Annotated in this window: 21 protein-coding genes and 1 pseudogene; 14 read left to right on the forward strand and 8 right to left on the reverse strand. The window is 63.3% G+C overall.

Annotation, left to right across the window (positions count from 1 at the left end; all coding sequences use genetic code 11):
* The first annotated feature begins 5 nt into the window (after positions 1-5).
* The 5 genes from kdpC (at position 6) to NKI41_RS18655 (ending at position 5126) form a co-directional block, all read left to right on the forward strand.
* Positions 6-575, forward strand: coding sequence for a potassium-transporting ATPase subunit KdpC (kdpC, locus tag NKI41_RS18635; protein WP_352684463.1), 570 nt, complete (start codon positions 6-8; stop codon positions 573-575).
* A gap of 53 nt (positions 576-628) precedes the next feature.
* Positions 629-3370, forward strand: a complete 2742-nt coding sequence (locus NKI41_RS18640) for a DUF4118 domain-containing protein (protein ID WP_352502663.1) — start codon at positions 629-631, stop codon at positions 3368-3370.
* Entirely contained in the window at positions 3367-4059 is a 693-nt protein-coding gene (locus NKI41_RS18645; protein WP_352448298.1) for a response regulator transcription factor, read from the forward strand. Before NKI41_RS18640 ends, NKI41_RS18645 begins: the two co-directional genes overlap by 4 nt.
* Positions 4060-4219: 160 nt before the next feature.
* Positions 4220-4486, forward strand: coding sequence for a hypothetical protein (locus NKI41_RS18650; RefSeq protein ID WP_352539406.1), 267 nt, complete (start codon positions 4220-4222; stop codon positions 4484-4486).
* A 130-nt stretch (positions 4487-4616) separates the two neighbouring features.
* Positions 4617-5126 (forward strand): NUDIX hydrolase, encoded by a 510-nt coding sequence (locus tag NKI41_RS18655; protein ID WP_352469451.1) that lies wholly within the window; start codon positions 4617-4619, stop codon positions 5124-5126.
* Positions 5127-5205: 79 nt separating this feature from the next.
* Here NKI41_RS18655 and NKI41_RS18660 read toward each other — a convergent pair whose 3' ends face one another.
* The 6 genes and pseudogenes from NKI41_RS18660 to NKI41_RS18685 all read right to left on the reverse strand — a co-directional run bounded on the left by NKI41_RS18660 (position 5206) and on the right by NKI41_RS18685 (position 11217).
* Positions 5206-6057, reverse strand: a complete 852-nt coding sequence (locus NKI41_RS18660) for a citryl-CoA lyase (protein WP_352684468.1) — start codon at positions 6055-6057, stop codon at positions 5206-5208.
* Positions 6058-6076: 19 nt separating this feature from the next.
* Positions 6077-7261, reverse strand: a pseudogene (locus NKI41_RS18665) (CaiB/BaiF CoA transferase family protein).
* Positions 7262-7276: 15 nt separating this feature from the next.
* Complete coding sequence (locus NKI41_RS18670; protein WP_352469448.1) at positions 7277-8800, reverse strand: tripartite tricarboxylate transporter permease; 1524 nt, start codon at positions 8798-8800, stop codon at positions 7277-7279.
* A gap of 4 nt (positions 8801-8804) precedes the next feature.
* Complete coding sequence (locus NKI41_RS18675; protein ID WP_352502673.1) at positions 8805-9338, reverse strand: tripartite tricarboxylate transporter TctB family protein; 534 nt, start codon at positions 9336-9338, stop codon at positions 8805-8807.
* 154 nt (positions 9339-9492) lie between these two features.
* A complete protein-coding gene (locus NKI41_RS18680) occupies positions 9493-10470 on the reverse strand; it encodes a Bug family tripartite tricarboxylate transporter substrate binding protein (protein ID WP_352453995.1) in 978 nt (325 codons plus the stop codon).
* Positions 10471-10677: 207 nt separating this feature from the next.
* Positions 10678-11217: a GNAT family N-acetyltransferase gene (locus tag NKI41_RS18685; RefSeq protein ID WP_352684470.1), complete on the reverse strand. Its 540-nt coding sequence runs from the start codon at positions 11215-11217 to the stop codon at positions 10678-10680.
* 227 nt (positions 11218-11444) lie between these two features.
* On the opposite strand from NKI41_RS18685, the gene NKI41_RS18690 reads away from it, so the two are divergent.
* The 4 genes from NKI41_RS18690 (at position 11445) to NKI41_RS18705 (ending at position 15131) form a co-directional block, all read left to right on the forward strand.
* The gene (locus NKI41_RS18690; protein WP_352684472.1) at positions 11445-11900 is read left to right on the forward strand and encodes a DUF2214 family protein; all 456 of its coding nucleotides are present in this window, start codon (positions 11445-11447) and stop codon (positions 11898-11900) included.
* A gap of 185 nt (positions 11901-12085) precedes the next feature.
* Positions 12086-13063 (forward strand): tripartite tricarboxylate transporter substrate-binding protein, encoded by a 978-nt coding sequence (locus NKI41_RS18695; RefSeq protein WP_352684474.1) that lies wholly within the window; start codon positions 12086-12088, stop codon positions 13061-13063.
* A gap of 79 nt (positions 13064-13142) precedes the next feature.
* Complete coding sequence (locus NKI41_RS18700; protein ID WP_352616461.1) at positions 13143-13610, forward strand: tripartite tricarboxylate transporter TctB family protein; 468 nt, start codon at positions 13143-13145, stop codon at positions 13608-13610.
* A gap of 9 nt (positions 13611-13619) precedes the next feature.
* On the forward strand, positions 13620-15131 hold the full coding sequence (locus NKI41_RS18705) for a tripartite tricarboxylate transporter permease (protein WP_023675283.1): 1512 nt from the start codon (positions 13620-13622) through the stop codon (positions 15129-15131).
* A 34-nt stretch (positions 15132-15165) separates the two neighbouring features.
* Here the strand turns inward: NKI41_RS18705 and nth are convergent, their stop codons facing one another.
* On the reverse strand, positions 15166-15987 hold the full coding sequence (gene nth / locus NKI41_RS18710; protein ID WP_352684477.1) for an endonuclease III: 822 nt from the start codon (positions 15985-15987) through the stop codon (positions 15166-15168).
* A 22-nt stretch (positions 15988-16009) separates the two neighbouring features.
* On the opposite strand from nth, the gene NKI41_RS18715 reads away from it, so the two are divergent.
* Positions 16010-16504: a DUF2244 domain-containing protein gene (locus tag NKI41_RS18715; RefSeq protein ID WP_023675281.1), complete on the forward strand. Its 495-nt coding sequence runs from the start codon at positions 16010-16012 to the stop codon at positions 16502-16504.
* Positions 16505-16513: 9 nt separating this feature from the next.
* Here NKI41_RS18715 and NKI41_RS18720 read toward each other — a convergent pair whose 3' ends face one another.
* Complete coding sequence (locus NKI41_RS18720; RefSeq protein ID WP_352620281.1) at positions 16514-17329, reverse strand: class I SAM-dependent methyltransferase; 816 nt, start codon at positions 17327-17329, stop codon at positions 16514-16516.
* Between the two features lie 115 nt (positions 17330-17444).
* Here NKI41_RS18720 and NKI41_RS18725 point away from each other — a divergent pair, with 115 nt between their 5' ends.
* The 4 genes from NKI41_RS18725 (at position 17445) to NKI41_RS18740 (ending at position 21546) form a co-directional block, all read left to right on the forward strand.
* Positions 17445-18335, forward strand: coding sequence for a methylated-DNA--[protein]-cysteine S-methyltransferase (locus tag NKI41_RS18725; RefSeq protein ID WP_031211349.1), 891 nt, complete (start codon positions 17445-17447; stop codon positions 18333-18335).
* Between the two features lie 117 nt (positions 18336-18452).
* Entirely contained in the window at positions 18453-19361 is a 909-nt protein-coding gene (locus NKI41_RS18730) for a ribokinase (protein ID WP_352684479.1), read from the forward strand.
* A gap of 6 nt (positions 19362-19367) precedes the next feature.
* Entirely contained in the window at positions 19368-20828 is a 1461-nt protein-coding gene (locus tag NKI41_RS18735; RefSeq protein WP_352684481.1) for an amidase, read from the forward strand.
* 103 nt (positions 20829-20931) lie between these two features.
* Positions 20932-21546, forward strand: coding sequence for a LysE family translocator (locus NKI41_RS18740; protein ID WP_352469436.1), 615 nt, complete (start codon positions 20932-20934; stop codon positions 21544-21546).
* The last annotated feature ends 44 nt before the right edge of the window (positions 21547-21590 follow it).

Here is a 21590-nt window from a genome sequence, read left to right on the forward strand (position 1 = left end):
CGTCGATGCTCAATCAAATCAGGCCCGCGATCGTCATGATCGTCTTCTTCACCATTCTGACGGGTTTGGTCTATCCGATCGGCATGACCGGCATTGCCCAGGCGCTGTTTTCGCGCCAGGCCAATGGCAGCCTGATCGAGAAGGACGGCAAGCTCGTCGGTTCCGAGCTGATCGGCCAGGCTTTCGAAAGCGACCGCTACTTCCATGGCCGCCCGTCGGCTGCCGGCGACGGCTACAATGCCGCCGCCTCGGGCGGCTCGAATCTCGGCCCGACCAACCCGAAGCTCATCGACAGGATCAAGAGCGACGCCGAAAAGCTGAGAGCCGAAAACCCGAGCCAGCCGGTACCGACGAATCTGGTCACCACGTCCGGCAGCGGCCTCGATCCGCATATCAGCCCCGATGCGGCCTATTTTCAGGTTGCCAGGGTGGCCAAGGCCAGGGGCGTCGATGAATCCAGGATCAAATCGCTTGTCGACAGCCATGTCGAAGATCGCGAATTGGGATTCATCGGCGAGCCGGTAGTCAATGTGCTGGCCCTCAACCTTGCGCTGGACGATGCCATGAAACAGTGAAGGACCGGCGCCGGGATCGACACCGAAGCCGGCGCCGTTCATGATTGACCCGTATGCCAGACGACAGACGCACCGCCGAAACCAGGCCCTCTCCCGACGCGCTGCTCGAGCATGCCGAGCGGGAGGAGCGCGGCCGCCTGAGGATATTTCTCGGCGCCGCCCCCGGTGTCGGCAAGACCTACGAGATGCTGATGTCGGGCCGCGCCAGGCTGGCCGACGGGGTCGACGTGGTGATCGGCATCGTCGAGACGCACGGCCGCAAGGAAACCCAGACGCTGGTCGAAGGCTACGAGGTCATTCCTCGCCTTGAGATCGATTACAAGGGGCGGATCCTTGAGGAGATGAATCTCGACGCCATCCTCGCCCGGCACCCGGCGCTAGTTCTGGTCGACGAACTCGCCCACACCAATGTCGCCGGCAGCCGTCACCCCAAGCGCTATCTCGACGTCCAGGAAATCCTGACGCACGGCATCGATGTCTACACGACGCTGAATATCCAGCACGTCGAGAGCCTGAACGATGTCGTGGCGCAGATCACCCGCGTCAGGGTGCGGGAAACTGTCCCCGACTCCATAATCGACCAGGCCGACGACATCGAGATCATCGACCTCACCCCCGACGATCTGATCAAACGGCTTGAGGAAGGCAAGGTCTACATCCCCAGCACCGCCCAGCGCGCCATCGAGAACTATTTCTCGCCGGGCAATCTGACGGCGCTCCGGGAATTGGCGCTCCGCCGCACTGCCCAGCGGGTCGACGAGCAGTTGCTGACCCACATGCAGGCCCACGCGATACCCGGGCCTTGGGCGGCGGGGGAAAGGGTTCTCGTCTGCGTCGATGCGCGTCCGGGCGGGGCGGCCCGTGTACGTTATGCGCGGAGGTTGGCCGACCGGCTCCGCGCCCCTTGGACGGCGCTTCATGTCGATACCCCTCGTTCAGCTGCCATGCCCGAGGAGGACAAGGATCGGCTGGCGACGCAGCTGCGCCTTGCCGAGCAGCTCGGTGCCGAGGTGACGACCATTCCGGGTCAGAACGTCGCGCAAGACATCGTTCGGCATGCGACGGCGAACAACTTCACCCATATCGTGATCGGCAGGCCGACCCGATCGCGTTGGCGGGAATTGATCGAAGGCTCGCTCACTTACGATCTCATCCGCAATGCCGGCGACATCAGCGTCCATGTCATTTCGGGAAACGAACGCAACGCCGAGGCGACGTCGAGGACCGTCAAGGCGGCGGACGAGCAGTGGCAGTTCGAGATCTGGCCCTATCTCAGGGCCACGGCCTATGTTGTTGGCTCGCTCGCCTTCGCCGTCCTTCTCGACCAGTTTCTCGACGTCCGCAATCTGGCGATCATCTTTCTCATTGGGGTCCTGACGTCGGCGGTGACCGGCGGTCTCTGGCCGGCTTTGTATGCCTGCCTCATCAGCGCCATTGCCTTCAACTATTTCTTCCTGGAACCACGCTACACGCTGACGATCGAGGATCCGGAGAGCATCGTTGCGCTGGCTGTCTTCCTGGTTGTTGCGGTCATTGGCAGCAATCTAACAGCGCGCGTGCAGCGTCAGGCGGTCGCCGCGCGCTCGCGGGCACGCGCCACAGAAGATATTTATCTCTTCTCAAAGAAGCTCGCCGGCGCTGGGACGCTTGATGACGTTCTCTGGGCAACTGCCTTCCAGATCGCCTCGATGCTGAAGCTGCGCGTGGTGCTGCTTCTGCCGGAGAACGGCACGATTGCGGTCAAGGCCGGCTACCCACCCGACGACACGCTGGCCGAGGCCGACATCGCAGCAGCCCGTTGGGCGTGGGAGCATAACCGCGCCGCCGGGCGCGGCGCCGACACGCTGCCCGGAGCAAAGCGCCTCTATCTGCCCCTGCGGACCGGACGCACGGCGGTGGGCGTCGTTGGCCTCGACAACGACAAGCAAGGTCCGCTGCTGACACCCGAGCAGCAGCGTCTGCTCGATGCGCTCGCCGACCAGGCGGCGGTCGCCATCGAACGCATCCAGCTCGTCGCCGATGTTGACCGGGCCAAGCTCGCGGCCGAGGCAGACCGTCTGCGCTCGGCCTTGCTCACCTCCATTTCCCACGATTTGAAAACGCCGCTTGCCGCCATCATGGGCGCAGCCGGAACACTCAGGGACTTCGAGGCCGCACTTCCCGAGCAGGACCGGGCGGAACTGCTGTCGACCGTGCTCGATGAAGCGGAGAGGCTTAACCGCTTCATCGCCAACCTACTCGATATGACCAAGATCGAATCCGGCACTATGGAGCCGAACTATGCGTTTCACTATCTCGGCGACATTGTCGGCTCAGCCCTGCATCGGGCCCGCAAAATCGTCGGCGAGCATAAGACCGAGATCGACATTCCATCGGATCTGCCGATGTTGCGGGTCGACCCCGTTCTGTTCGAACAGGTGCTGTTCAACCTCCTCGACAATGCTGCAAAATACGCGCCGCCAGGTTCGACGATCCGCCTGCAAGCCTGGGCCGACAACGGCTTCGTCATCCTGCAGATCATGGATGAGGGACCAGGCATTCCGCCAGCGGATCTAGAGCGCGTTTTCGACACTTTCTACCGTGTGCGCAAGGGTGACCAGGTGCGTGCCGGCACCGGGCTCGGCCTGTCGATTTGCCGCGGCTTCATCGAAGCGATGGGCGGGACGCTCTTGGCGGCAAACAGGTCCGACCGCTCGGGGGCGGTTTTCACGATCAAGATGCAACTGGTGCCGGCGGAACTGCCCAATCTCGGCGAACCCGAGACGGGCCATCAAAATATGGACGATCTGGCATGACGAGCCTGGACGTCAGGATATTGGTGGTGGACGACGAACCGCCGATCCGGAAACTGCTTCGCGTCGGGCTTGGCAGCCAAGGCTATGCGATCAGCGAGGCGCCGAACGCCAGGGCGGCGATTGAACTCATCGCGACGGAAAAGCCGGACCTTGTGCTGCTCGATCTCGGCCTGCCCGGCATGAGCGGGCATGAGTTGCTCCGCAAATGGCGGGATGATGGCCTGGACATTCCCGTGGTTATTCTTTCCAGCCGCACCGACGAGGCCGGCATCGTCTCGGCCCTCGAACTCGGCGCCGACGATTATGTCACCAAGCCATTCGGTATGAACGAGCTTGTCGCACGCATCCGCGTCGCGCTTCGCCACAAGTTCCAGCAGCAGGGTGAGAGACCGGTGTTCCAGACCGGCGACCTCTCCGTCGATCTGGTGAAGCGCATCGTCAAGGTCGAGGACAAGGAGATAAAGCTCTCGCCGAAGGAATACGACATTCTTCGCACCTTGGTGCAGCACGCCGGCAAGGTTCTCACCCACCAGTTCCTGCTGAAGCAGGTCTGGGGCGATTCCACCGACGTTCAATATCTCAGAGTCTATGTCCGGCAACTCAGGCTAAAGATTGAGAAGACGCCCGACCAGCCCCGCTATATCACGACCGAGACCGGCGTCGGATACCGGCTGCGCGAAGTCGATTGACGGGACGAGCATCCGAAGCGGAAATGCCCCTTCCAATCCGCTTCAAATCAGCGGCGGCCATGGCGTCGCCGGACAAAAGCCCTATATTAAGCGAAGATTGGTTTTGTGCGGGAATGAACGAATGCCACGGCTTCGTCTATTGACGTTTCTAGGGTCGGCAATGCTGACTGCGGCGATGCTGTCGGGCGTAAATCCAGCTGCATCGGCACAGGTCGGCAGTCCCGCCGATCGCAACGTGTTGATCCAGCAAGACCAGTTGCAGATGTTGGAGAACAGGCTGCGGCGGCAGCAATACCAGCAGCAGCAACAGCAGTACCGTGCCCTGGATCGCCAAATCCCAATACCGCAACGGCAGGAGGTGCCGCAGATGAGGCCAACTTGCCAGTTGCTGCCGTCAGGGAGCGGCTTTGTCAGCACCTGCCGCTGACGACCGGTCCCTTTCATTTATTTAGCCGACTTATATACTGGGGAAACCGCTCCGCCTGCGCCCCATTGAAAGCGGGCGAGTTTGCAACGCTGCCCTTGCCGTCTGGGCACCGATTCGACTGGATTATCGAATGGCAGCCAGCAAGAAGAAGGTTGTACGCAAGGCAAGGAAGGGCGACGGGGTTCGCCAGGTCGCGGCGATTCCCTTTCGGCTGAACGAGCATGGCGATGTCGAGGTGATGCTGGTCACATCGCGAACGACGAGGCGCTTCATCGTACCGAAGGGCTGGCCGATGAAGGGCAAGAGCGGCCGCAAGGCAGCCACCATCGAAGCACAGGAAGAAGCCGGTGTTCTCGGCAAGACACTGAAACAGCCTGCCGGCACCTACCACTACTGGAAGCGGCTGGCGAACCGCTTCGTTCGCGTCGATGTCGTCGTCTATTTGCTTGAGGTAACCGAGGAACTTGCCAAGTGGCAAGAAGCCAAGAGACGGCAGCGGGCATGGCTGACGCCGACCGACGCGGCGTTGCTGATCGACGAGCCGGATCTTTCGACGCTGGTGAGGAACATCAGGATTGCCGAACTGGAGCATAATCCCAAAAAGCAGAGTCCGGCGTTCGGAAAAGATCCCGCTCAATAGAAGATGGAGGCATGCCCCGACTGTGTCGGGATGGAATTGGTTTCCAGCGCCCGCCGCCCCCGTCTCTTGAACCGATGCCTCACTGACTGCCATCGTCTTCCTCGGGCAGAGGCCGCGCCGGCGTGCCGGTATAGGCCCACAGCCATTCGCGCGGCAGTGGCCCTTTGTTGCGTTCGCTCTCCTGCGACTGTTCCCATGCATGTGCGAGGATGCCGACGGAGCGCGACAGCACGAAAAGGCCCCGCGTCAGCGGCGGCGGGAAGCCGAGCTCGCCGTAGATGACGGCCGTGGCGCCGTCGATATTGAGCGGGATTTTTTTGCCCTTGCGCCGCGAAAGCTCGGCCTCGACCATCTCGGCGATATCGGCGAAGCGCCCGCTGACGACGCCGCGCGCGGCAAAGTCACGGGTCAGCTCGATGAGGCGGGGCGCCCGCGGGTCGACCGGGTGGAAGCGATGGCCGAGCCCGGGCACATATCCGTCCTCCCCAGCAAGGAAATGATCAACCCGCAGCGACACGGCGCCCGTGAGGGGCACGCCGGCGTCCACTTCAGCGGCGATGTCGCCGTAGAAGGAAAGCGCCTGTTCGCCGGCGCCGCCATGCACATCGCCAAGCACGTTGATGGCAGATGCCATGGCGCTGTTGATGCCGACGCCGCACGTGATCGCCATGCGGGCGATGGCGATCGACGGCGCCTGCGGCCCATGGTCGACGGCAGCACCCAGCGCGATGCCGAGCAGCGCCGCCTGCTCCTCGCTCGGCAGTTCGCCGCGCAGCATGAGCCAGATCATTGCCGGAAAGCTGACGCGACCGATCAGATCCTGGATTTCATAGCCGCGCAGCCGGATGACGCCGGGGCGCATCTCGATGATGCCGGTCTGCCACCATTCCTCGCCGCGCGCGCGGCCAGCCTTGTTTTCCGTGTCGCTCATGGCTTCTTTTCCGTGCCGCTCATGCCTTCGCTCTTTTCTTGGCGCGTGGCGGCAGGTTGGCAAAAACTTCGTCCATATGCTCGCCCAGCCCCGGCGGCGGCCTGCTCGGCAAAGGTGCCTCGCCATCGACCATGAAGCCGCCGCGCACCACGGTCAGCGGCCTAGCCATCCCGGACACGGCCTGGAAGCGTACCGTCATGCCGCGCTCGATCACCTGTCGCTCCTGCAGTACCTGCGGGATTGTCAGCACCCGGCCTGCCGGCACGCCGGCGCGATTGAACGTCTCCTCCCAGGCGGCGGCCGAGCCGCTCGCCAAGGCATCCTCGATCAGCGCTTTCAATGCAATGCGGTTCTGCTTGCGCGTTTCGCGCTCGGCAAAGCGGACATCCGACGCCAACTCCGGCCGACCGATCAACCGGCACAGTGTGACGAACTGCTCTTGCTTGTTGGCGGCGATGTTGAGCAAGCCGTCGCCGGTGCGAAACGCGCCAGACGGTGCGGCCGTCATGTTTTCATTGCCCATCGGCTGCGGCTCGACGTCCGCCGTCAGATAGTTCGACACCGGCCAGCCGAGCGCAGAAAGCGTTCATTCGAGCATCGACACGTCGAGGAACGCGCCCTCGCCAGTCGTCTTCTGCTTGACCAGTGCGGCGGTAATGGCGAAGGCTCCGACCAGCCCGCCAAGCGTATCGGCGACGGGATAGCCGACACGCAGCGGCGCCGTTTCCGGTGTACCGGTGATGCTCATGATGCCGGAAAGACCCTGGATAATCTGGTCGTAGGCTGGATTGTCGCGCATCGGCCCGGTCTGGCCGAAGCCCGATATCGCACAGTAGACAAGGCTTGGCCGGACCTCCTTCAGCCTGGCATGGCCAAGCCCCAGCCGGTCCATTACGCCGGGGCGGAAATTCTCGACCAGCGCGTCGGCCGAAGCGACCAGATCGAGGAAGCGTTCGCGGTCGGCCTCCTGCTTGAGATCGAGCGCCACCGAGCGTTTGCCGGCATTCTGCGCCAGGAACGAAGCGCCCATGCCCGCCCGGTTGAGCTCCGGCGAGGCGCCGAGCTGGCGCGCCAGATCACCACCTTGCGGCGTCTCGACCTTGATGACGTCGGCCCCGAGCAACGCCAGCTGGTAGGCGCAATAGGGGCCGGCCAGCACATTGGTCAGGTCAAGGACGCGGATGCCGGAAAGCAGGTCTGTCATGACGTCACGAACAGCTCAGGCATCGCCCGGCACGTGCTCCGGTCCACGCATGCGCCTGTGCTCGATGTAGGCCCAGATATGCGGTCCAACCAGGCCGATGAAGGCCAGCGTCAGCAGCGTCAGCGACAGCGGATGCTTGTAGAACACCGTCCAATCGCCGTTGGAGATGGTCATCGCGCGGCGGAACTGCGTTTCGGCAAGCGGCCCGAGAATCATGCCGATGATGACCGGCGCGGTCGGGAAATCGAAACGCCTCATCAGGAAGCCGGCGGCACCGAGCAGATAGAGGATGACGAGGTCGATCGGCGATTGCGAGATGCCGTAGGTGCCGACCGTGGCGAACACCAGGATGCCGGCATAGAGCTGCGGCGCCGGGATCTTCAGCAATCGCACCCAGAGCCCGATCAGCGGCAGGTTGAGGACGACGAGGATGACATTGGCGATGAACAGGCTGGCGATCAGCCCCCACACCAGGTCGGCCTGCGTCGTCAGCAGCAGCGGCCCCGGATTGATACCGTAGCTCTGGAACGCCGACAGCATGATCGCGGCCGTCGCCGAGGTCGGCAGGCCGAGCGTCAGCATCGGCACCAGCACGCCGGCCGCGGATGCATTGTTGGCGGCCTCCGGCCCGGCAACGCCCTCGATGGCGCCGACGGTGCCGAACTCCTCCTTGTGTCTGGAGAGTTTCTTCTCGATCGCATAGGAGAGGAAGGTCGGGATTTCGGCGCCGCCGGCCGGCATGGCACCGATCGGGAAGCCGATCAGGGCACCGCGCAGCCATGGCTTCCACGAGCGCGCCCATTCGGCCGCGGTCATGTAGAGCGAGCCCTTCAACGGCACGATATCGTCCTTGCCGGCATAGCGGCGCGAGGCCATGTAAAGCGTCTCGCCAACGGCGAACAGGCCAACGGCGACGACGATGACGTCGACGCCGTCCAACAATTCGCTCATGCCGAAGGTGAAGCGCGGCTGCCCCGTCTGCAGGTCGACGCCAATCATGCCGACGACGAAGCCGACGAACAGACTGGTCAGGCCGCGCACCGACGACGAGCCGAGCACTGCCGAAACCGTGATGAAGGCCAGCACCATCAGCGAGAAATATTCGGCCGGGCCGAAGGCCAGCGCGAATTTGACGACGATCGGCGCCAGGAAGGCAACGCCGATGGTGCCCAGCGTGCCAGCGACGAAGGAGCCGATCGCCGAGGTTGCCAGGGCCGCACCGCCGCGGCCGGAGCGGGCCATCCGGTTGCCTTCCAGCGCGGTGACGATGGTGGCGCTTTCGCCAGGCGTGTTGAGCAGGATCGATGTCGTCGAGCCGCCATACATGGCACCGTAGTAGATGCCGGCAAACAGGATGAACGACGCCTCCGGCGCCACCTGGTAGGTGATCGGCAACAGCAGCGCGATGGTCAGTGCCGGCCCGAGGCCGGGCAGCACGCCGATCGCAGTCCCCAGCGTGGTGCCGACCAGGCACCATATGAGATTGATCGGCGAGAAGGCGACCGAAAATCCGTGCGCGAGATGACCGAGCGTTTCCATGGCGTCAGCCCCTCAGCATGGCGACGACCGAATCGACGATCGCATTCAGCTGGTTTTCGATGAAGCCGGCACCGATATTGACGCCAAGCGCCCTGGCAAAGCCGAAATAGGCGGCCAGCGCCAGGATCAGCCCGAGCAGCACGTCACGCAGCGGACGCCGGCTGCCGAAACCGTGGCAGATGAGAACGAACATGATGACAGATGCAGCGGTAAAGCCGAGCGGCTGGATCAGCACCAGATTGGCGATCAGTCCGAGGGCGACGATGCCCATCGCCTTCCAGTCGGTCGGCGTCTCCTTTTCGTCCTCCGGCTGCCATCCGCCCCGCAAGGCGGCAATGATGAGCAGCAGCGACAGGATCATCATCCCGGTCATGGTGATGTAGGGAAAGACGGTCGGACCGACCTTGGAATAGAGCGGCGAGACCGGGATTGCCAGCGTCTGCCAGGCAACCGCACCCGCACAGGCGAGGAGCCCAACGCCGATCAGCAGTTCGGGCACTGCAAGGCGCGGCGGCGCCTGCTGGTCGCTGGTGCTCATCATCGTCCTCCCAATGCCAGCCCCGATGGCCGGTTCTCCCTGGACCGGTCTCACTCGGCCGATCTCGGCCTAGTTTCACCTCCGGCGCCGCGTATGTCCATGCGGCTGGCGAAAGTCGGCAAGGGTTGGCGCAGGCCGCCCCTTGCCGAGAGCATCACGCCAGGCCGAGGTCCTTGAGGATCGTCCCGATGCGGGCCGTGTCTTCGGCGACGAATTTCGCATAATCGTCACCGGTGAGCAGGATCTGCGTCCAGTTACGGTTCTTGCATTCGGTGGCCCAGGCGTCGCTCTTGGCCATGGTCTCGATCAGCTTGATCATTGCTGCCTTGTCGGCGTCCGAGACGCCGGGCGGTGCGAAGACGCCGCGCCAGTTGAACAGCTCGACATCGATGCCGGCTTCCTTCATCGTCGGCGCATCGATTCCCTCCTGGCGTTTATCTGCGGAGATGGCCAGCAGCCGCAGCGCACCCGCCTTGACCTGTTCGGCGAACTCGCCATAGCCGGAGATGCCGGCCGCGACCTGGTTGCCGAGCAGCGCCGACAGCGCCTCGCCGCCGCCGGCAAACGGCACATAGGAGAGATTGGTGGCCGGAACACCGACGGTCTTGGCGATGAGGCCGAACAAGATGTGGTCCGAGCCGCCAGCCGAACCGCCGGCGACCGGAACCTGCGTCGGGTCGGCTTTGAGGGCGGCAACAAAGTCGGCCGCAGTCTTGAATGGCGAGGCGGCCGGCACCACAAGCGCCTCGAACTCGCCAGTAAGGCGGGCGATTGGCGTGACCTCGGTAAGGTTGTTAGCCGCCTTGTTGGCGATGATCGCGCCGACCATGACCATGCCGGCCACCATCAGCGCATTGCCCTTGCCTTTCCACTGGTTGACGAACTGCGGCAGGCCGACAGTGCCGCCGGCGCCGCCGACATTGGTGATCTGCGAGCCGGAGATCAGCTTTTCGCTGCGCAGCACCTGGTCCATGGCGCGCGCCGTCTGGTCCCAGCCGCCGCCCGGCGCCGCTGGCACGAAAATCTGCAGCTGCGGCGCGTCCTGCGCGAAGGCGGGGATAAAATGCGATGCCGCGAGTCCGGCAGCACCCGCTGCCGCGGTGCTCATCAAGAATCGGCGTCTGTTCAGCATGGGATTCCTCCAAATCGCGACACCTCCTCCGGTGCCTGCCAGAAACGTGGCCTGCCTTCAGACCCGCTCGATAAAATTCATGCAGAGTTTGCGTCTTCCTGTCAAAGACAGAACACGCCGCATGCGGCACAATCGGCCTGAACGATTTTCAGGCTGGCGAACCGGACGCCCGAAGACGACGTGGCAGGCAGTGCCAAACAACATCCGTCAGGGTTGCCGCTCCAGCAGGATGGTCGGCTTGCCTTGGTAGACGGTTCGCAGCACTTCGCCATAACCACCTTTTGCCGCGACGTTCAGCGATCCGGTGTTTTCCGGATCGATGATGCAGACGGTCTTCGCGGCGCCGAACGTCTCGTCGCCCCAGGCAAGCACCCGTGCGACGACTTCGCTGGCCAACCCCTGGCCATGCACGCCCGCAACCAGAGCCCAGCCGGCCTCCGGAATGCCCTCGATCGACGGCGTCATGTCGCGTTTCAGATCGTGAAAGCCGGCCTCGCCGATGAAGCGGCCGGTCGCCTTTTCCTCGATCGCCCAGAAGCCGTAGCCCAGAAGCGACCACAGGCCGGCGTGGCGCAGGAAGCGCATCCAGCTTTCCTCCCGCGTGCGCGGCTTGCCGCCGATAAAGCGGGTGACGACGGGATCGGCCCACATCGCGACATAGGCGTCGAAATCGTCAAGCCGGTGCGGCCGCAGGACCGTGCGCGAGGTCTCAATCACTGGGGCGACAATTGTATGCGGACTGGCCATGGTCATGTCTCGGTTGTGTTGCCGGTGCCTAATGCAGGTCTTCCAAAAGTGGGGACAGCGACACGCCCGAGACGGGAAATCCAAATCCGTTGCGAAAAACAAGAGCCAAGGCTGTGTAGATCATCTTCCAGGCTGATGTGAATCCTGCCAGGCGGTGTTAGTTTTTCTCCAGTACTGGTTCAGGCGCGTTGGGTTTCGGCGCTGCCGTCCGACAGAGGGAAAACAGCATGGACACGACCGACCTTGTGCTTGCCATCTTCCATCATCTGCTGGTGTTTTCGCTGGCAGGCATCATCGGCGCCGAGTTCGTCCTGATCCGCAGCGACTTGTCGGCCGCGACGCTGAAGCGGCTTGTCGGCATCGATCGCCACTACGGCATCATCGCCATGCTGATCATCGTCGCCGGCATCGGCCGCGTCATCTATGGTCTCAAGGGCTGGGAATTCTACGTCTACAATTGGATGTTCTGGGCAAAGATGGCCGCCTTCGCAATTGTCGGCCTGTTGTCGATTATCCCGACCGTCCGATTCCTGTCCTGGAACAGGCAGGCGAGCGCCAGTCCCGGCTTCCAGGTGCCTGCGGCGGAGCTAGCGTCCGTTCGCACCTATGTCCGCACCGAGGCCTTCATCTTCCTCTTGATCCCGGTGTTCGCGGCGGCGATGGCGCGCGGCTACGGTTATTAAGATAGGTCGGAGGAAGGGCATCGCGCGGCCCAACCTTTCCACTCATTTGCGCGGACAAACGTGCAGTTTGCCGTTCGAGGCTGATTGTCATTTGTCGGGTTGCGCTAGTTATTGCTCCATCTACATTCGGTTTTGAGAGGAACTCCGCGCAGCGGTTGGTAATTCGTATCCTGGGAGGAATCACGATGAGAAAATTCGTCGCCGCGCTGGCTGCCGTTGCGGCCGCCATGCTTTACCCACCGGCCGCTGGCGCGCAGACCTACCCCGAACACACGATCAGCATTGTCGTGCCGTTTTCGGCCGGCGGCCCGACTGACACCGTCACGCGTCTTGTCGCGGAAGCCATGTCGAAGGACCTCGGCCAGCAGGTCATCGTCGAGAATGTCGGCGGCGCCGGCGGCACACTGGGCGCGGGCCGCGTCGCAAATGCCGAGCCTGACGGCTACACGCTGCTCCTCCATCACATCGGCATGGCGACAAGTGCTACGCTCTACAGAAAGCTCGCCTACGACACGCTGAACGCATTCGAATATGTCGGCCTCGTCACCGAGGTGCCGATGACCATCGTCGGCCGCAAGGACCTCGAGCCGACCGATCTGAAGGGGCTGGTCGACTACGCCAAGGCTAACAAGGACAGCATCACCGTTGCCAATGCCGGGATCGGTGCCGCCTCGCATCTGTGCGGCATGCTGTTTATGAGCGCCATCGGCACGCCGCTGGTCACCGTACCATATAAGGGCACCGGCCCGGCCATGACCGATCTTCTCGGCGGCCAGGTCGACATCATGTGCGACCAGACGACCAATACCACCAAGCAGATCCAGGGCGGCACGATCAAGGCTTATGCCGTAACCTCGCCGCAACGGCTAGACGTGCTGCCGGACGTGCCGACGACGATAGAGGCCGGTCTTCCCCAGGTGCAGGTCGGCATCTGGCACGGCATCTATGCACCCAAGGGCACGCCGGCCGAGATCACCGAACGCCTGTCGAAATCTCTGCAGGTGGCGCTGAAGGACCAGAACGTCGTCGCCCGATTTGCCGAACTCGGCACCAAGCCGTCGCCCGAGGCCGATGCCACGCCGGCCGCGCTCAAGGCCAAGCTGGAAAGTGAGATTGCGCGCTGGAAGCCGATCATCGAAGCGGCCGGCCAGTACGCCGACTAAAGGTTTTTAACGGGGCGCCGCCAGCGCCCCGTTTTAACACCGGCATCGGCACGCCCGTGAGGCGGGCCGGGAGGACGCCATGAAACCTTTCGCAATCGACAGAACCAACGGTATATGCGCCGCGCTGTTGATCTTTATTGGCGCCTTTTTCGCGCTGCAGTCGCTGGGCCTCGAAATCGGCACCGCCTTTCGCATGGGGCCGGGCTATTTCCCGCTGGTGCTGGCAATTGTGCTGATCTTGCTTGGCGCCGCTATCCTCGTCCAAGCGGTGCGTTTCGAGAGCGAGCCGATCGGTTACATTGCGTGGCGCGGCATGCTGTTCATCCTGCCTGCTCCGATCTTCTTCGGCCTGACGGTGCGCGGCCTCGGCTTCATCCCGTCGATCTTCCTGACGGCGCTGATCGCATCGTTTGCCAGCGGCCGTATGAAGCCGCTGACTGCACTCGTGCTGTCAGCCGGCCTGACGCTGTTCGCATTCGTCGTCTTCAGCTACGCACTCGGCCTGCCGTTTCGGCGTTTCGGCCCGTGGTTGCCAACGTCGTTGTGAGGAGATGAAATGGAACTCCTCAACAACCTCGCACTCGGCTTTTCGACAGCCACATCTTTGGCAAACCTCGGTTTCTGCCTGATCGGCGTCCTTCTCGGCACGCTGATTGGCGTCCTGCCCGGCATCGGTGCCACCGCAACCATCGCCATGCTGTTGCCGATCACCTTCCAGATCGGCGACCCGGTTTCCTCTCTCATCATGCTCGCCGGTATCTATTACGGCGCGCAGTATGGCGGCTCGACCACCGCCATTCTCATCAACATGCCCGGCGAATCCTCGTCGGCCGTCACCGCAATCGATGGCTATCAGATGGCCAGGAACGGCCGCGCCGGAGCAGCCCTGGCGACCGCGGCGATAGGCTCGTTCTTTGCCGGCACGGTGTCGACCTTCCTCGTCGCCATCTTCGCCCCACCGCTGACGGCGATAGCGCTGAGATTCGGCGCGCCCGAGTATTTTTCGCTGATGATCGTCGGCCTGGTCTCGTCCGTCGCGCTCGCCCACGGCTCGATCGTCAAGGCACTGGCCATGGTCGTGCTCGGCCTGCTGCTCGGCCTTGTCGGCACCGATATCTACACCGGCACACCCCGCTTCACGCTCGGCATCCGCGAATATGCCGACGGGCTGAATTTCGTCGCAGTGGCGGTCGGCGTCTTCGGCGTCGCCGAGATACTGCGCAACCTCGAAAACGAGCATGAGCGTTCCGTGCTGATCCGAAAGATCTCCGGCCTTATGCCGACCCGCGAAGATTTTCGGCGCATGGCGGCTCCCATCGTGCGCGGGACAATCATCGGTTCCGCGCTCGGCATCCTGCCGGGAGGCGGCGCGATCCTTGCCGCCTTTGCCTCCTACACCGTCGAAAAACGTGTCTCGAAAAATCCCGGGGAATTCGGCAAGGGCGCCATCGAAGGCGTCGCCGGACCGGAATCGGCCAACAATGCCGGCGCCCAAACCTCCTTCATCCCGATGCTGACGCTCGGCATTCCGGCCAACCCGGTAATGGCGCTGATGATCGGCGCGATGATCATCCAGGGCATCGTGCCCGGCCCCAATGTTGCCATCGAACAGCCTGCGCTGTTTTGGGGTATCATCACCTCGATGTGGATCGGCAATCTGATGCTGATCATCTTGAACCTGCCGCTGATCGGGCTTTGGGTGAAACTTCTTACCATCCCCTACTATGTGCTCTTCCCGATCATCATGGCGTTCTGCTCGATCGGCGTTTACAGCGTCAACACCAACGTCTACGACCTCTATGCCGTCGCCTTCTTCGGCTTGCTTGGCTACCTCCTGACCAAGCTGCGCTGCGAACCTGCGCCGCTGCTGCTCGGCTTCGTGCTCGGCCCGCTGCTCGAGGAAAACCTGCGCCGCGCCATGATCCTCTCGCGCGGCGATCCGAGCACCTTCGTGACGCGGCCGATCAGCGCCAGCCTGCTCCTCATCGCGCTTGCCGTGCTCGTCATCGTGTTTCTCCCCGCGGTCAGGAAGAAGCGCGAGGAGGTGTTCGTCGAGGAGAGTTCCTGAATGTGGACGGCGCCACATAGGAGGAACTTCACAGTCACTTGCCGGGCACTGACTCAGTAGCCGCTTCTACTGGCCCGAGCGGCGCGATCTCGACCAGCGGTGCAGGCACGCTGGTCGTCTTTTCCTTGGCCTTGCAGATATCGGCGATGACGCAGGCCGGGCAATCCGGCTTGCGCGCCTTGCAGAAATAGCGGCCGTGCAGGATCAGCCAATGATGCGCGTGCCGCATATATTCATCCGGAATGATCTTCAGGAAACCTTGCTCGACCTGTTCCGGCGTCTTGCCCGGCGCCAGGCCGAGCCTGTTACCGATGCGGAAGATGTGCGTGTCGACCGCCATCGTATGCTGGCCGAATGCCACGTTGAGCACGACGTTGGCGGTCTTGCGGCCGACACCCGGCAGCTCGACCAGTTGATCGCGATCCTCAGGCACCTCGCCGCCATGGTCGCGGATCAGCGCCTCCGACAGCGCGATGACGTTCTTGGCCTTGTTGCGCCATAGCCCGATGGTGCGGATATGGTCGCCGAGCTTGGCCTCGCCCAGCGCCAGCATCTTTTGCGGCGTGTCGGCGATTTTGAACAGCGCCCGCGTCGCCTTGTTGACGCCGGCGTCCGTCGCCTGAGCCGAAAGCACCACCGCCACCAACAGCGTGAAGGCGTTGATATGTTCGAGCTCGCCCCTCGGTTCCGGCCGCTGAACGGAAAAGCGCCGGAAAATCTCATGCACCTCGGCCGCGCTGTAAAGCGCCCGCGATCTCGCCGGCCGCGGACGCGGCTTGACGTTCGAGCCGTCGCGGCGGCCGGGCAACAGGTCTTTTTTTAGCGCAGAAGAGTTTTTGGGCTTGGGGCTTGTCATTGCCTTCCTATAATATTCCCCAATGAGCGACACAAACGCCTCATTTCAGGCCGACGAGCCATTTTTCCAGGCGCTGCTGACACCGCACCGGTCGCTGGGCAAGACCGGCTTTGCCATCCTGATGGGCGCCCTGCTGTTCGGCTGGCTGGTGACCGGAGCTTTTTTTCTGTCGCGCGGCGCCTGGCCGGTGTTCGGCTTCTTCGGCCTCGACGTGATCGCCGTCTACATCGCCTTCCGCGCCAATTATCGTGCCGCCCGGGCTCGCGAGGAGGTATCGGTGTCGCGCACCAGCCTCGACATCCGCAAGACTGCCCCGTCAGGCAAATCGGAAGCACACCGCTTCAATCCGTTCTGGGCGCGCTTTTCGATCGCCCGCCACGCCGAGATCGGCATCACCAGAATGGCGGTCGAGGCGCAAGGAAAAACCGTCTCGATCGGCGGCTTTCTCAACCCCGCCGACCGCGAGAGTTTTGCCACCGCATTTTCGCGCGCTCTGGCAGCCGCCAAGGCGCGCTGAGCCAGCGTTTCAGAACCGATAGCGCAACAGCCTGCCGATCTTGCGCAATGCTGGAATGTATTTCCAAAGGCGAACAAACAGTTTCGCGAACCAGCGCATGCGAGCGGCATGTTCCGGCTTATAGGCAGGGATGTCCTCGACGAACCGCAGCTTCGGAACGGCTCGCTCCAATTCATGCGGGTTCTCGATGCTCCAATGGACCTCGGCACCGGTGGCGCGGAAGGAGGAATTGAGGCGAATGATCTTCAGGCCCAGGCGACTATAGGCATCGAAAACCAGTTCGCCGCTCGAAAGATATCCCACCAAACGAGAAAACAGTTGCTGCCCCTCCTCGGCGCCCAGGTAGGGAGTCAGGCCTTCCGCCACGACTATGGCCGGGCGATCCCGAGGTACTTCGTTCAGCCATCCCGGTTCGGTGACCGACGAAGCGATCAGGTGGTAGTGATCCCGCACTGGATAGAGCTTGCGCCTGAGGTCGATGACTTCGGGATAGTCGACGTCGAACCAGTCCACGCCGGCTGGCGGGTCGATACGGAATATGCGGGTATCGAGCCCACACCCGAGATGCAGTACGATGGCGTCAGGATTTCGGGCGAGAAAGTCCTGAACGCAGACGTCCAGCGTCTTTGCCCTGATTGCTAGACCGATGCCGAGATTGTTGTCGACCTTGAGCCGTGAGAAATCATAGTCGATGTTGCGCACCACTTCGTCGGCAAAGTAGTCCCTGAGCAGCGAATTGGGCAGCCGGCTCTCCAGCGCCTTGCCGTAAAGTGTCAAAAGCAAAGTCTCCTTTGCCCCGGTCAGGTTTACTTTTTCACCAGCCACGACCGTCCTCCCCATTCAAAGCCCAGCTCTATCTGGGTACATGCCGCGGGAAAGCAAGTTTCGGGTGGTGATCGGCGCCGCGAAGGACGATATTCGCACTCAAGGAGATACTGCCATGAACGCCCAAATGCCTCTCAAAACGACAGCAATCCTTCAGAAAGACATCACGCCTGAAGGTGGAGACTACGAAATCGTCCGTCGTGCCATCGAAAAGATCAGCCTCGACTATCGCGACCAGCCTTCGTTGGAAGTGCTGGCCGAGGAGGTCGGCGAGACACCGACCGGGCTGCAGAAGCTGTTCACCCGCTGGGCCGGCCTGTCGCCCAAGGCTTTTCTGCAGGCCGTCACCCTCGATCATGCGCGCAAGCTGCTCGATGCCGGCATGCCGCTGCTTGAAACCTCGTTCGAACTCGGCATGTCCGGCCCAGGCCGGCTGCACGATCTGTTCGTCACCCACGAAGCGATGTCGCCGGGCGATTACAAGACCCGCGGCGCAGGGCTCACCATCCGCTACGGCTATCATATCTCGCCTTTCGGCATCGCGCTGATCATGGTGACGGACCGCGGCCTTGCCGGCCTCGCCTTCAACGACCCCGGCGGCGAGCGTGCGGCCTTTGCCGACATGTCCAGCCGCTGGCCGAATGCGACCTATGTCGAGGACATGGCGGCGACGGCGCCCTATGCCGCGCGCATCTTCGATCCGTCGCTGTGGCGCGCCGACCAGCCGCTGCGCGTCGTCATGATCGGCACAGACTTCCAGGTCCGTGTCTGGGAGGCCTTGCTGCGTATTCCGATGGGCCAGGCCTGCACCTATTCCTCGATCGCCGCGCGCATCGGCGCACCGAGCGCCAGCCGGGCTGTCGGTGCCGCGGTCGGTGCCAATCCGATGTCCTTCGTCGTGCCGTGCCACCGGGCTCTCGGCAAGTCCGGCGCACTCACCGGCTACCATTGGGGCCTGACCCGAAAACGCGCCATCCTCGGCTGGGAGGCGGGACAGGTCTCTTGAATAGCCAACGAATGGAAACGACACGAGCGATGCAAGGACCGCTAGGGTGACAAGCAGCGATCTTACGGAGTAGCTTCCCGCGCAATTAGAGTGGTATGCGCTAGCGGGAGGCATTTCTTGATCGTCGTCATCGGCTCCATCAATCTCGATCTCATCGCAAGTGTCGACCGCTTGCCCGGTCCCGGCGAGACCGTGCGCGGCTCCGGTTTCGCTACTGCCCCCGGCGGCAAGGGCGCCAACCAGGCGCTGGCCGCCGCCCGCGCCGGCGCCAAGGTGCGCATGGTCGGCGCGGTCGGCAAGGACAGCTTCGCCAGCGACGCTCTGGCGCTGCTGCGCGACGGCAAGATCGACCTGTCCGGCGTCGGCGAGACCTTTGCCTCGACCGGTACCGCGTTGATCATGGTCGGCGCCGACGGCGAGAACGTGATCGCCGTTGTGCCGGGCGCCAATGATTCGGTCGTGCCGGGTGACCTTTCCAAGGCCTTCCTGAAAAACGGCGACATCGTGCTGCTGCAATTGGAGATCCCGCTGCAGACCGTCGAGGCAGCACTCGACGCGGCAAGGACAGCCGGCGCGATCACAGTGCTCAACACCGCACCTTTCCATGGCGGCGCGGCCGGCTTCCTCGGCAAGGCCGACTATCTCGTCGCCAACGAAACCGAGTTCGACCTCTACGGCGAGGCGCTGTCGTTGAATGGCCGCGACCGCCCGGCACGGATGCGCGACTATGCCGCGAGAACCGGCCGCACCATCGTCGTCACGCTTGGCTCGGACGGCGTTCTGGCGGCAACGCCGGACGATCTCCTGATGGTTCCGGCGCTGAAGATCAGTCCGCTCGATACGGTCGGCGCCGGCGACACGTTCTGCGGCTATTTTGCAGCCGGGCTGGCAGCCGGCCTGCCGCTCGACCAGGCGCTTGCCCGCGCTGCCGCAGCCGGTTCGCTGGCCTGCCTGAAGGCCGGTGCACAGCCGGCCATCCCGCTGGCCAGGGACGTCGATGCCGCCCTGCAGAAATCTGCAGGCTAAAGCGGGATGACAGCCATGCGCCCGACGACGAAGCACGCGGTGCCGCCCGCCGGCGACATCTGCCGCCTGTCTGCCGTGGAGCTTGCCGGGAAGATCAGGCGCCGGCAGCTTTCGGTGCGCGAAGTGGTCGCGGCATTCCTCGACAGGATCGAGGCGGTGAACCCGCTGGTCAACGCTATCGTTTCATTGCGTGAGCGTGCCGACATCCTGCGCGAGGCCGACAGCGCTGACGCTCATCTGGCGCGAGGAGGAGATACCGGATCGCTGTTCGGCCTGCCGATCGCGATCAAGGATCTTGCGCTGACAAAAGGCCTGAGAACCGCCTTCGGCTCGCCGATCTTCGCCGATTTTGTGCCTGAGGAAGACGACTTCTTCGTCGAGCGCGTCCGCAAGGCCGGCGCGATCATCATCGGCAAGACCAACGTTCCCGAATTCGGGCTCGGCTCCAACACCTACAACACCGTGTTCGGACAGACGCTCAACGCATTTGACCCGGCGCTGACCGCCGGCGGCTCGAGCGGCGGTGCGGCGGTCGCGCTGGCGCTCGACATGGTTCCCGTTGCCGATGGCAGCGATTTTGGCGGTTCCCTGCGCAATCCCGCTGCCTACAACAATGTCTATGGCTTCCGTCCATCGCAGGGATTGGTGCCGGCCGGCCCTGACCTTGATGTGTTTCTTGCGCAAATGGGCGTCGAAGGGCCGATGGGGCGTAACGTGCGTGACATGGCGTTGCTGCTCGACGTTCAGGCCGGCTATCATCCTCGCGCGCCGCTGTCGCATGATAAGCCAGGCTCGTTCCTCGAAGGGCTGGAAGCACCGGCGGCCGGCGGGCGCATCGCCTGGCTCGGCGATCTCGAAGGCCATCTGCCGGTTGAAGCAGGCATTCTACAGCTTTGCGAGGCAGCACTCGGCCGGTTCGCGGATGTATCCTTCGAGGCCGAGCCGCTGATGCCGGAATTCGACTTCGAAGCGCTGTGGCAAGCCTTTGTAACGCTTCGCCAGGCGAGCAGCGGTTGTGCGCTCAAGGCGCATTACGACGATCCCTCGAAACGCAGCCTGCTGAAGCCGGAGGCCGTGTGGGAGGTGGAACATGCACTGCGCCTCACCGCGCCGCAGATCCACGCCGCCACGGTGAGGCGCTCGTCCTGGCACCGAATGCTGCTATCGCTCTTCGAGCGTTTCGACCTGATTGCGCTGCCAGCCGCACAGGTCTTTCCCTTCGATGTCGTCACCCACTGGCCAAGGCAAGTGGCCGGGCGTGCCATGGACAGCTATCATCGCTGGATGCAGGTTTCAGCGTTCGCCACGCTGGGCGGCTGCCCGGCGATCAATGTGCCGGCGGGCTTCGACGCCAGGGGCAGGCCAATGGGCATGCAATTGATCGGGCGGCCGCGCGGTGACCTCTCCGTGCTGAGGGCGGCTGCCGCCTATGAGACAACGCTGCCATGGCAGGCCGGCGCCTGCTGAAATCAACTCCGCATTGTCGGCGCCTCGCCGGCTTGCACGCAACTCATCGCCATGCATTGATCGCGACAGCGCGCCGCACGAGCGGCATCTGTGGAGGGAAAAAATGTCGTTGGAACTCTACGCCACCTATGTCGTCGCCTGCATCGTCATCATCCTGGTGCCGGGGCCGACGGTGACGCTGATCATTGCCAACAGCATCCGCCACGGCTCGCGCGCAGGGCTCGCCAATGTCGCCGGCACCCAGGCCGGGCTAGCCATCATGATCGCCATCGTCGGCATCGGATTGACTTCGCTGATCGCGGGCATGGGCCACTGGTTCGAGTGGGTCCGGCTGATCGGCGCCGCCTACCTGATCTGGATGGGCGTGCAGATGTTCCGCTCGAAAGGCAAGCTGAACGCCGACGGAACGGCAAAAAGGCCACGTGGCGGCTTCTTCCTGCAGGGCCTGCTGGTGGCGATCAGCAATCCAAAGACGCTAGTGTTCTTCGGCGCCTTCTTTCCGCAGTTCATCGCTCCCGAAGGCAATTACGCACTACAGATCGGCGTCATGGGTCTCACCGCGATGATCTTCGCCGCAGTCTCGGATTCGACCTACGCGCTGGCCGCCGGCCGCGCCGGACGCCTGCTGTCGGCCGGCCGCCTCAAGCTCTTGTCGAGGATCAGCGGCAGCTTCCTGGTCGGCGGCGGCCTGTGGCTGGCCTTTTCCAAGGCGAAGTAACGGCCGCGAGCCCGGCGACGCCAACAGCAACATCCTGGAATAGG

Source organism: Mesorhizobium sp. M0601 (assembly GCF_040320845.1).
In the GTDB taxonomy this organism is placed as follows: domain Bacteria; phylum Pseudomonadota; class Alphaproteobacteria; order Rhizobiales; family Rhizobiaceae; genus Mesorhizobium.